Origin of the sequence: Abyssisolibacter fermentans (assembly GCF_001559865.1) — a bacterium.
GTDB classification, from domain to species: Bacteria; Bacillota; Clostridia; order Tissierellales; family MCWD3; genus Abyssisolibacter; species Abyssisolibacter fermentans.
In genome coordinates this window covers 26,397-38,884 of record NZ_LOHE01000034.1, presented here as the reverse complement: position 1 = coordinate 38,884, position 12,488 = coordinate 26,397, and the positions used below count along the sequence as shown (strand labels likewise).

The window sequence follows — 12,488 nt, the reverse complement described above, 5'->3', positions numbered from 1 at the left end:
AGAAGATTTCAGTGAATTCGAAGGCATACCGGGTTGGTATGTCGAGAATTTAATGGACATCTTCTAATCAGAATGATGCAGTAGAGTATTTAATTTTCTATGAATAATCTGGGTTAAATCCACTTATAAAATATTGGCATTAAAAAATATATTAACTCACTCTCAGGTACATTAGAAGATTAAATATTAAGAAAGGAGTTATTTTATGAATAATAAAGCGGTTATCCTAGGTTCAAATTACTATATAGGCCTAAGTATAATAAGATGTCTGGGTTCTAATAATATTCACACTGTTGCAATGGATTATTCAAAGGAAAACACCTATGCCTCTAAATCTAAATACTTAAAAGAACATCTAATCGTTCCGCATTATAGAAATAACAAGGAGGAACTTTTAACATTTTTAATTGACTATGCAAAAAAGCAAGATAATAAACCTGTACTTTACCCATGTGCTGATGCCTATGTAGAATTTATAGATTCTCACCTTGATGAACTTAGAAAACATTACCTTATTAATATGACTAATAAGGGACTGTGGAGTAAAATTATGGACAAGGAGTTTCTTCATGCTTTAGCACTAAAACATGATGTGTTGGTACCAGAAACTCTAAGCCCTAATGATGAAGACTTTGAAGAAAAGTTGATATCTTTGATTGGTTTTCCATGTATAGTTAAGCCTACCGATTCACCTCCTTTTGTTTCAAAATTCAGGGTGAAAATGTTTAAATGTTATAACATGGATGAACTTAAACTGGCAATTATGAAAGCAAACAGCGAAAACTTAGAGGTTATAGTTCAAAGAATTATACCAGGATTTGATGATCATATGTATACCTTTGATGCTTATTTAAACCAAGATTGCAAGGTTACTCACTGGATAACTTGTCAGAAGCTAAGGCAGTATCCGATTAATTTTGGTGCATCTGCTTATACAAGGCAGAAGTATGTTCAAGAGCTTTATGACATAGGTACTCCTTTTCTCGAAGCAATTGGTTACAAGGGTTTTGCTGAAATAGAATTTAAAAAAGATGAGAAAACAGGCAAGTTTTACTTAATAGAAATAAATGCTAGAACAACTACATTAAACACACTTCTTAGAAAATGCGGCATAAACTTCCCATTACTTGCTTATAATGAGCTTACTAAAGTAGATATTGGAAGTAATGCTATAAAACATGACACAGGTATAGTTTTTAGATATATGTTTGAAGATATGCTTTCTATCAGAAAGTATATTAAAACTAAACAGCTGAGCAGAGTAGAGGTATTTAAGTCTCTTTTTGCTAAAAAAGCACCTGCAATTTGGAGTATAGATGACCCTGCTCCAGCCTTTGATTTTTTATATATGATACTTAAAAAAATGAAAAGGAAGATAACTAATAAATAAAATGATCTATAAACAATATCCTAGAGGTTCATTTATTTTTCCGCTATTTTCAATCTAATCTCCATACACGATTTTCTTGACATAATAAATAACCATGATAACATAACATCTCATGGTTATTTATTATTTTTTATTATCCCCTTACCCACACCTCAACTTAATCGACAAATTAGTGCATGGTAGTTACTTTTACTGTTATTTGTACTCTTGTGACAATACTGAGCATAAATTGTACAATGTGGAATCGAACCACTGAGTGTGCTCTATACTCAACCATCGAGGTCCAACTTCTCCTGTTGGCGGATTGCACTCACCTTTATCAATTATAGTTTACCAGCATATTTTATTCTATATTAATTCTGTTGACCAATTTTTTCCTTGTATTTGTGTATCTAACTCTCTAAATTCTTTTGATAATTTATCCATTTCTCTTTGTGTTTCTACAATCTTTATAGTACTATAAAATTTCACCTCTGAACGACTGTATCTATCGTGTTTTATAACAGCTGCATCAATCAATGAACTAAGGACTTGTCTTTTAGTCCATATTTTGTCTCGCTGTGCTAAAATATCAGCTAATGAATGTTGATTATCAAACTTTGTCATACTATTTGTTCTATTTATTCTTTGAATAAGCTCAGTCAATTCTTCCAAAACATTATCTAATTCATTCATAAGTAACTTTGGATTTTCAGGAGGAGTTTCTCCTTCTTGAACCTTTGCACTGTTTTGTAATCTGCTTTTTAACTGCTGTACTTTTTTCTGATAATCTGCTCTTAAAATTAATGCTTCTGCTAATTTCATAGTATCATCTCCTTTTTACAACAGTTTTATCATAACATATTAATAATTGTGTTTAATTACAAAATCATTACAATTTAATAACTTTTTTATAGATTACTGATAAATTCAACAAATTGCAATTTATAACTTAATTAGTCTAAAACAAATAAAAACTATTTTTATCTGATAAATTCTTCTATCACCCTACAACTATGAAGTAGCATCTCAATACTTTTATCATACTTATCTGTATCTAAATCATGATTAGCTCCTTTAATAGTAAATACTTTTACATTATTAAAACTGCTTACTTCTTCTATATGCTCACGTTTGAATACAGGGTCATTAGTACCAATTATCAAAAGGCTTCTTTTATTTTTCATTAAAGGAATACTTGATACATATGGTGTTATAAATATATATTCAGTATTATAATTCTGATAATCGGGTGCTATTATTGTTTGTATTTCACAACCTATACATTTACCACAAAAAATAATTCTTTTATATTTTTTTATAGCTAATGCTTTATTAATTATTTCTTTACATTCTTTAACGATATTTGGTAAATCATCTTTACAATAAGGTTTATTCGTTCTCTGAAATCCATATTCAATTGTCAATACATCACAACCTTGTTCTAATGCAATATTATATGAATAATACATATATGGAGCCATTATCGTATACTTCCCACCAGGCAATTGAATTACAAGTGTTTCTCCACTTTGCATTATTAACTCGTTCTTTAGATTGAACCCAATATATGATTCAATCTCAATTATTTTAGATTTCATACAAACACCTCAATTTAATATATAATAAAGCTATAAATAAGCAATTCTCCTATTTATAATAGATGTTTTAGCTCTTTCGTGCTTTGACATTTAAATCATTTTTTGATTTATTTACTGCATAATAAACCAAATAAACAATAGACACAACACCAATGAATCTAAAACCTTCAAAAATCGAAAACTTTGATGCTATTTTACCAAATACCAGCCCCACTGTCATAGTCATAACTCTTAAAGCTAGAGATTGAAATGACTCAATTGTAGCACGATATGAAGATTCAATTCTATGATGCAGATATCCAGATACTAATGGCTGTATTATGCCTGAACTTCCATAAATCAAAGCTATAAAAAACAGACCATTAATTGATTTTGTAAAGGACATTAAAATAAAACTAAATGAAAATATGATAATTAATATTAAAAATAACTTACCTTCATCAAATCTTCCCTTTATTTTATAGGCACATAAACTTGAAATACTCACAATTATTGAATTTAACGAGCTAATTAATCCAAAAAATATAACAGGTATATTGATTTCATTTAGATAAATTTGCCAAAATTCATCTAAGTAAACAATATTGGCGCCAATAAAAATACCTATCAGCAGTACAAATCTCACAGATTTATGTCCTTTTAGAAAATCTATTGACTGTTTAATATATTCTTTATCCCTACATTCACATTCTCTCTTATTTATATTAGGTTCAATCAGCATAATGGCAAATACTAGAGAAATAATTGTACTAACTAGTGATAACCAATAATTACTGACAAATCCCAATTTAACACCTAAAATACTACCCATTAATGCTGCTAATGTAGCTGCCGTATAATCAAAAAATCTAATTCTCCCTAATATCTTTTCAAAATCATTTTCGTAATTAATTACTTTTAAAGAATCATACAATAGTGCATTAGTAGCACCACTACAAAGTGCCTTTTGAACTGCTGCTACTCCTACGGCAAATGCAAAATGCCAAAATTCACATGCATATATTAAAATAATAAACTCTAAACAAGTAAGAATACTTCCTATTACAATTAAATTTTTTCTGCTCCAAGCATCTGCCCAATAGCCTGTAGGCACTTCTAAAATAATTATAATAACTGCATAAATTATTTCAGTATATACCACCTGCTGTATAGACATTCCCCTTTGCTGCCAGTAAAGCCTCTCAATTACGTATGCTAAAATAAAATTATGAAAAAAATAGTATCCATATAACTTCCATATATTACTTTTAACCTTAAATTTCATAGTCTCTACACCTTCCTTAATTTATTGATATTTGGCATTAATATAAATCAAGGTGGAGGTCTTGTTTTAAACTTTAGGTCTTACGTATGAGCACGTATCAAATTCATTATATTACTCCCCTTCATAAATTTTAGTAGTGTTCACAAAAACATAATTTAAAACTTTATTTCTATATTTATTTTCATAACCCTTTATTTTTATTAATTTAAATTATTTTATAATAAATCTAAAATTATGAAAATCATAAACATTTTATTTATTAATCATCATTTCCATTAATATCTTTATATAAAGGAATTTTAACTTTAAAAATAGTTCCTTTATCACCATCTAAAACACTTATTGCTGCATTCTGTTTTTCTAAAAGCTTATATACTAGTGCTAATCCAAGTCCTGTTCCAGAAAACTTTTTAGACCTGTTTTTTTCTATAGTGTAAAAAGGTTCAAAAATTCGTCTCTTGTGTTCATTTGGTATTCCGATACCAGTATCCTCTATTTCAATGTAATTTTTATTATCTATAATATAACTTCTTATAAATATCTTTCCATCAATATTATTGTATTTTATTGCATTATCTATGAGATTAATAAATATTTGCATAAAACTATCATAATCCATGTAAACACATGCTTCTTTTATATTTTCTATTATTTCAATTCCATATTTTGATGCTTTACCTGTCATTCTTTCAATTATTTCTTTTAAAATTATTTTGGTATTAATTTTTCTTCTTTTTAATTCAAAATCATATTTCTCCGTTCTAGACAAATAAAGTATATTTTCAATCATACTATCTAACCGTTTTAATTCTTTTTCTGCAATTTCTTTTGATTTGTTAACCATGTTTTCATCGTCATTATATAAAGTTATCAAATCAATCTGTGCCTTAATTACAGTTATTGGAGTTTTAAATTCATGAGTTATATCTCCTATGAATTCTCTCTGCCTTTTTTCGAGTTTTTGAAGTTTCACTAATGCTTTTTTTAATTTCTTTTTCTCATTGTTAATCTGATTAATATTATTTTTTATTTTTTTAGACATTGCAAGAATTCCTTTGCCTAATTCACCAAACTCATCACTTCTGTTTATTATTTCTATACAATCGTAATTACCTTTTTCAACATTCTTAATTGATTCTTTTAGTATTATTATGCTTTTTACAATATCTATAAAATACAGCCTTGCTAATATAAAAGTAACAATAATGGATACAAGTCCAACTTTTAAAAATAATTTTCTTATATCTTCATAAAAAATTCTTTGCTTTTTTATACTATACTCAAATTTTAATACTCCAATTTGTTTTTCTAGATCATAAACAGGAGCCGCATATATTATTCTGTCTCCTTCTTTTTGGTATACAATATTATTTTCAAGTGCTTTAGATAATAATTTTGTATTATCATTATTATCTATAAGATTTTGAATGTTTGAAATTACATTACCATTATTATCATACAAAACTGTTTTTAAATCTAGCATTCTTGCAAGTTCTAAGCTAATCTTACTCGCATTTTCTATGTAAAATTTCTCAAAATCCTTGCTTTTGGTTACAAGAAACTTTTCTCTGATATATAGATTCGCAGTTTTACTGTTGTCTTTTAAAAATATTTCATATGATTCCTTTTGGTTCTCTTTAACTCCATTTAATGTGAATATACTAATAATTATAAGATTAAATATTAACAAAAGAATTAAAAAAACAGTTAACTTTACCTTTATACTAATTTTCATTTAAATTCTCCACTGCTTTATAGCCAATCTTTGGAACAGTCTTTATTATTACTCCATATTTTCCAAGTTTTTTTCTTATTCGCTGTATATGAATATCAACTGTTCTCGTTCCTCCAAAATAGTCTTGTCCCCATACTTCATCTAGAATATTATCCCTTGTAAAGGTTATTCTATTATTTTGTAATAGAAATGTTAACAAATCAAATTCTTTAGGCTTTAAATGCAGCATATTATCACCTAAACAAACTACCCTTTCCTTAATATTAATCTTTAATTCTTCTACACATATTATATTTTGGCTACTCCTATTATCTCCACTACTTTCACCTTTTTTTAAACGTCTACATAATGATCTTACCCTAGCAATCAATTCTTGAATGTCAAAAGGCTTTGTTACATAGTCATCAGCTCCAAGCTCAAGCCCTAGTACTTTATCTACCAAACTGCTCTTAGCTGTCAGCATTATTATTCCTATTTGCATGTCATTTACGATTTTTCTTAAAACATCATAACCATTAACCTTTGGCATCATAATATCAAGTATGAGTATATCAAGACAGTTATTCTTAATAATATCCATAGCTTCTTCTCCATCATATGCAGTATAAACTTCATATTGCTCACGTTTTAGCGCATATGCAATTGAGTTTGCAATATTTTCTTCATCATCTGCAACTAAAATCTTAATGCTCATTTTTTCACCTTCTTTAGTTTTTGTCCATGTAGTTATTATAACAAATTAATATTGAGATACTATAAAAAAGCACAATATTCCTATTATAACAACGTAGCAATTATGTAGTAATTGCAGCACACCGTTTCAACAAGGCGCGATATTGAACACCACCTGTCTTTTAATCTATTCAGTATCCGCCGCCTATAGAAATGTGAGTCATATTACGCCTTGTTATATAAATAATAGGAGTTCTTGTGCTGTTTTTAATTTAAAATATTTCACAAGCTAATTCAAAGTATAGATATTTGTAAAAAAATTTAAATGCATATCATCATCTACATTAACTGATATAACTGCAACCTTATTTGAAATCTTGTTAAATAAAACAGTTCCGATTTCTTCGAACATTTCAAATTTTTTACCCGATTGAAGATCATATATAACAATTTTATTTTTTCCATCTGACACATCTAAAAAATATGCAACTTTACTATTGTCTTGTGAAATTACAAATTCTCTATTTATATTTATTTGTCCTTTTTCAATAAGTTCTATATGCTTACCATCAGAATCTAATCTCCAAAGTTCATAATCATCAGAACCATTTGGCTGCTCTAATGCAACTATTTTTTCATCTTCATATGTTTTAAAACTATCAATTGTCTTTTCATTCTCTTTTTTAATGAATCTATCAAACTCTCTATACTTATTTGTTTTTAAGTTGTATGCAAAATATTTGTTACTACAATAACTTAAATAAGTACCAATATAGATTTCATCATCTTTACTATTTAGTACTTGTATGCAATTATTTTCTTTTTCAAACTTATATTTTGTCTCCAATTTTTTCATGAAGCTTTCAATATGTCTTTCATCATCGCTGACATGCAAACTATCAAGATAATGTTCAAAAGTTATATCAAAATCCTTAATTTCATTCTCCAGCTCTTTAGGCATTTTAATTTCTGTCTTATTCCCATTAAAATCATACACATATATTTTCATACCTTTTGCAAATATAACCTTATTATCAAAAACCATATTCATAGCATTTACTCCATCAGCCAGTTTCGTTTCTTTTGATTGTTTTAAATCATATACATATATAGTCCTTTTGTCATAATCTTTATCTATAAGTTTTTGATATAATATATAATTTTTATCTTCTGTACAATAAATTCTTTCAAAATAAGTTGCCATATCATTATCATTTGTTTCTTTATTATTACTCAAAGTTTTTAGAGTTAATTCTTTTACATCAAAAATACAAACATTTTCAACTGAATCTTTTTCATCAATACCTATAATTCTTTCGTCATCTAACCATTTAACAGCTCTAAAACCTTCTATTCTTTCAATATTTTGTACTCCTAAAACATTGTTTATATCCTCCTGCTGATTCTCAAGAACCACCATTTTCTTATCTTTTTCAATTCCTGTATGAACTTGATCATCACTGCAAGCTGTCATACTACATATCGCCATACCTAGTATTAAAGATATACATAACTTCTTTTTTACTAATTTAAATCTCATTTTATCAATCATGCTTTTTACCTCCTCTTTTTTTATAGGTATATTATAGATATTTTAGTTTTCTAAAGAATAAAAAAAATGTTTCCAACTTGTAAACTTTTTGTTTGACTGTACCCTAATTTTATTATAGCAAAGGATACTGAGTTCTCTGCTTAAAAAATCACAATGCGAATATTCTTCACATTGTGATTTTTTCTTCTTCATTAACATACCATTTACTTTGCGCCTCATACATTTCTCTATATTTTCCTCTTTTCTTTATTAGCTCATCATGAGTTCCTATTTCAGCTATTCCCCCATCATCCATAACTACTATTCTATCAGCTATTTTAGCTGATCCTAATCTATGAGTAACAATTATTGCTGTCTTTCCCTCTGACATTTGGGCAAATTTATTATACATTTTAGTTTCCTGTACAGGATCAATGGCTGCTGTCGGTTCATCAAGTACTATCATATTGTGTTTTCTATAAAATGCTCTTGCAATAGCTACTCTTTGCCACTGTCCTCCTGATAAATCTACTCCGTCAAATTCACGATAAAGAACAGTTTCATATCCATATGGAAACTTTTCTTTATCAATTTGTAAATCTGCTTTAGTTAAAGCTTCCTTTAAATATTTATGCTTAATTTTACTATTTTCATTTAACCCTTTTTTTACTGAGCTAATTGCTGTATTATCACCTAGTGTCATCTTATATCTTTGATATTTTTGAAATACTGCTGATATATTTTCATATATAGATTTAGAAGATGCTTTAGTAGTATCTGCTCCACCAAGTAGCACTCTTCCATCTGCTGGTCTGTATATACCCATCAATAACTTAACTAAAGTACTTTTGCCAGCTCCATTTGCTCCAACTATTGCAATAGTTTCTCCACTTTTAATCTCTAAATTAATATTGGATAAGGAAGCTTTATTAGCATCTGGATAAATAAATGAAACATCCTTTACAGATATATTAGGAACTCCTTTTATTACTACATCTTCTCCTTCTCTTTCTGGCATATCAAGAAATCTTATAAGATTTTTTACAGTTCCAAGATTTCTTGTAATGTCTCCTATTCGCCTGCATATTATCTCTTCCATTACACTTATCATAAATCCTATAGAAGAAAATACTGCTCCAAAAGCTCCCACAGTTATATCTCCTTTTAACAGTGAATCAAAAAGCAAACACAAAACTCCCATGTATCCAAGAAGGGTTATCAGCTTCATGCCTAACTCCATAAACCCAGATTTTTTTTCTATAGTCCATATTTTCTTATTAAGCAGTTTCAATGAAGTTAAATAAAGATTTTTAAAGTATATAAAAGCCCCTAAAATTCTAGTCTCTTTATAGTATTCTCTATCACCAATACACTTTTCATAATACTCAAATTCTCTTCTTATAGGTGCAGCTTCATCTGCTAATTCATCAAATGATTTCACTCTAACCAGTTGAGTTATAACAGTAGGTATAAATATTATTAATATTGACATTACAAGAATTGGTTTTAATTTATATAAATACACTGCCATAAAAACAAAATAAGGAAGATAAAGTGTAAAAATACTTGTCAGTACCTCTAGTAAATTTGCACTGTTCTGAGCTCCTATTTTTGCTTTTTTTATATCATCCAGACATTCTGTTTTTTCAAAAACTAATGGATCTAATTTTCCAGCCTTATTATTTATCTTCTTGCTAATATATCTAATCATTATATTTTCTTTGTTATAATACATAAAATTATCAATACCATTAATTATTTGGGATAAAATAAATGCTATTCCTAAAGCCACTGCCATTAACATTGCATCATTAATCATCCCATTATTCCCTACTACATCTGATACAGAATCAAAAAATTTTTGCGTCATATAAGTGCTAAAACCATGCGATAAACCATGTAATATTCCAATTAAATTGCATATAATAAAATAGACAGGACACGCTTTAAAAGCCATAGGTACTATTCTACATACTACACTGCAAAAAGAAATATCTTTTTTCTTGTTATCTTTTATCATAAATACCAGCTCCTTTGACTCTCATACATGTATGAATAAATTCCCTTTTGCTTCATCAACTGCTCATGTGAACCTTTTTCCTTAATCATTCCATCCTTAATTACATAAATTTCATTAGCAAGCTTTGTTGCACCTAGTCTATGACTTATAAAAATCGTAGTTTTATCACTACTTATTTGCTCAAACTGCTTATAAATATTACTTTCACTTATCGGGTCGATGGAAGCTGTAGGCTCATCTAGTATTCTAATAGGTGCACAGCTTATAATGCTTCTAGCCATACCTATTCGTTGCCACTGTCCTCCAGATAAATCTACTCCATTGCTTTTAATTTTACCAAGATGTGTATCTAATCCTTTAGATAAATTATCAGCTACACTGTTTAATTCCATAAACTTGATAGAAGCTTGAATGCCTGCTTCATTATCTTCATTAATCATATTATTAATGTTTCCCAAAGCTATATTATCTTTAAAAGAAATATAATATTTTGCAAAATCCTGATATACTACTGAATACATACTCTTAAGCTTGCTATGATTATATTTTTTAATATTTACTCCATTGATTAAAATTTGTCCCTCATATTCATCATATAAACCAGTTATAAGTTTAGTTATAGTTGTCTTCCCTGCTCCGTTTACTCCTACAAAAGCATAATGATATCCTTCATTTATAATGAAAGAAAGATTTTTTAATATATAATTATCTTTACCCGGATATTTAAAAGATACATTCCTGAACTCTAAAGATTTAAATATAACTTTTTCATCTGAAGGAGTATCAACTGCTCCTTCACATTCATCTAACATAGCAAAGTCACTTAAATCTTTTAAATACTCAAAATTCTTTGATAGTGCTTCTATATATAAAGTAAATTGGTAAGACATCAATTTAATGAGTTCAAAAACACCATTAGAAATAGATATAAATATACCTACACTCATCATTCCTGCATGGACTGGTTTTATTAATATTATAACTATAGTTACAGAAATAAGTGCAGTAATAATGCCTCTAAATCTTGCTCTTGCAAAACATATCAAATCTGTTTTGTACTCAATCTTTCTTGCAGTTTCATACTGCTGTTGCCATCTATCATTAATTACGTCAGTATACCCAAATAGTGTTCTTTCCTCTACACACTCTCTTCCAGTTAAGACTTCCCCCAAATATTCAAACTTTCTTTTATATTTAGACACTTCCCTGTCAGCTTCATAAATATCTTCACCATTTTTAAGTGCAACCTTGAATAATGGAACTGATACTATGATTATAGCTACTGCAGTCCACCAAACATGAGTAATAAGCACAAGTAGTAAACCTAATATTCTTATAATAAGAGCTACTAAAGACAAAAAATCATTATAAGCATTTTTTATCTGAATTTCAGGCTCTTTTATAACCCTTGATATTAAATTCCAAATATCAGAATTCTCCACATGCTTATATTTTAGCTTTGCTCTTTTTTCAGTAATATTAACTCTAAATTTTTCCCTAAGCCTCATCTCAAACTTTACATTTATAAACTTTATAAGCTGCTCTGATACCCATGAATAAACTAAAAGTAATACTACTATAATTATAGGTACAAATATTTCATAATAATCTCTCTTTCCATTAACTATAGCTATAGCAGTGTCTAAAAACTTGGCAGTAGCTAATACTTGTAGTGTCGGTACTATACCATTTAGTATTTTTTGGACTGCTATCAAACCAGCATAACCATGAGCATACTTAAATGGCAATTTTACTATATCCCTTATTCCATACTTTTTTTTCTTCACTTTTATCACCACTTCCTTGGTATATAATTATTAAAAAAGATTAAATTCGAATAGCTGATAAATTTTTTTGAACATAGGACTAATAATTTATTTTTACATATATAATTTTATTACTGTATGTATTTTAATAATAGATAAAAGACGATTCTGCAATGTTCTTTACTAAAAAGCAAAAAAACGGCTTATGCCGCTCTAATCGCATCTACTCTAAATCAAACAGTAACCAACTGCTCTAGTAACTGTTTCAACCAACAAATTCACTATGGCTCAATCTGAGGTTTCTTTTTAGGTGACTTTTAAGAAGTAATTTTTTCAACGCTTCTACAAAATGAAAAAAATTGCTTCTTTACAGGAACCAGCAAAGATTCTCAGATTCGTGCCCCTCTCCATTTGGTAATGTATTCTAACCGTCCACAAACATTGAGCTACACTTACTTCAAAGGCTAACCCTAACTACTAGCAATTTTTTTAACTCTTATTGAAAAAGCAGAACTTTCCTACGAAAACAT

Annotated in this window: 9 protein-coding genes; 1 reads left to right on the top strand and 8 read right to left on the bottom strand. The window is 28.4% G+C overall.

Annotated features, from left to right (window positions below; translation table 11 throughout):
• Nucleotides 1–205 precede the first annotated feature (205 nt).
• The gene (locus AYC61_RS02780; protein ID WP_066496623.1) at nt 206–1,390 is read left to right on the top strand and encodes a carboxylate--amine ligase; all 1,185 of its coding nucleotides are present in this window, start codon (nt 206–208) and stop codon (nt 1,388–1,390) included.
• A 348-nt stretch (nt 1,391–1,738) separates the two neighbouring features.
• Here the strand turns inward: AYC61_RS02780 and AYC61_RS02775 are convergent, their stop codons facing one another.
• The 8 genes from AYC61_RS02775 to AYC61_RS02740 form a co-directional block, all read right to left on the bottom strand.
• Complete coding sequence (locus AYC61_RS02775; RefSeq protein WP_066496620.1) at nt 1,739–2,194, bottom strand: DIP1984 family protein; 456 nt, start codon at nt 2,192–2,194, stop codon at nt 1,739–1,741.
• 158 nt (nt 2,195–2,352) lie between these two features.
• Nucleotides 2,353–2,970, bottom strand: a complete 618-nt coding sequence (locus AYC61_RS02770) for an alpha/beta hydrolase (protein WP_066496617.1) — start codon at nt 2,968–2,970, stop codon at nt 2,353–2,355.
• A 67-nt stretch (nt 2,971–3,037) separates the two neighbouring features.
• Nucleotides 3,038–4,234 (bottom strand): MFS transporter, encoded by a 1,197-nt coding sequence (locus AYC61_RS02765; RefSeq protein WP_066496615.1) that lies wholly within the window; start codon nt 4,232–4,234, stop codon nt 3,038–3,040.
• Between the two features lie 259 nt (nt 4,235–4,493).
• The gene (locus tag AYC61_RS02760; protein ID WP_066496614.1) at nt 4,494–5,969 is read right to left on the bottom strand and encodes a sensor histidine kinase; all 1,476 of its coding nucleotides are present in this window, start codon (nt 5,967–5,969) and stop codon (nt 4,494–4,496) included.
• A complete protein-coding gene (locus tag AYC61_RS02755; RefSeq protein ID WP_066496611.1) occupies nt 5,959–6,663 on the bottom strand; it encodes a response regulator transcription factor in 705 nt (234 codons plus the stop codon). Before AYC61_RS02755 ends, AYC61_RS02760 begins: the two co-directional genes overlap by 11 nt.
• 267 nt (nt 6,664–6,930) lie before the next feature.
• Nucleotides 6,931–8,193, bottom strand: a complete 1,263-nt coding sequence (locus AYC61_RS02750) for a hypothetical protein (protein ID WP_066496608.1) — start codon at nt 8,191–8,193, stop codon at nt 6,931–6,933.
• 166 nt (nt 8,194–8,359) lie between these two features.
• A complete protein-coding gene (locus AYC61_RS02745; protein WP_066496605.1) occupies nt 8,360–10,192 on the bottom strand; it encodes an ABC transporter ATP-binding protein in 1,833 nt (610 codons plus the stop codon).
• A complete protein-coding gene (locus tag AYC61_RS02740) occupies nt 10,189–11,979 on the bottom strand; it encodes an ABC transporter ATP-binding protein (RefSeq protein WP_242866730.1) in 1,791 nt (596 codons plus the stop codon). The genes AYC61_RS02745 and AYC61_RS02740 overlap by 4 nt, the downstream gene beginning before the upstream one ends.
• Nucleotides 11,980–12,488: the final 509 nt, after the last annotated feature.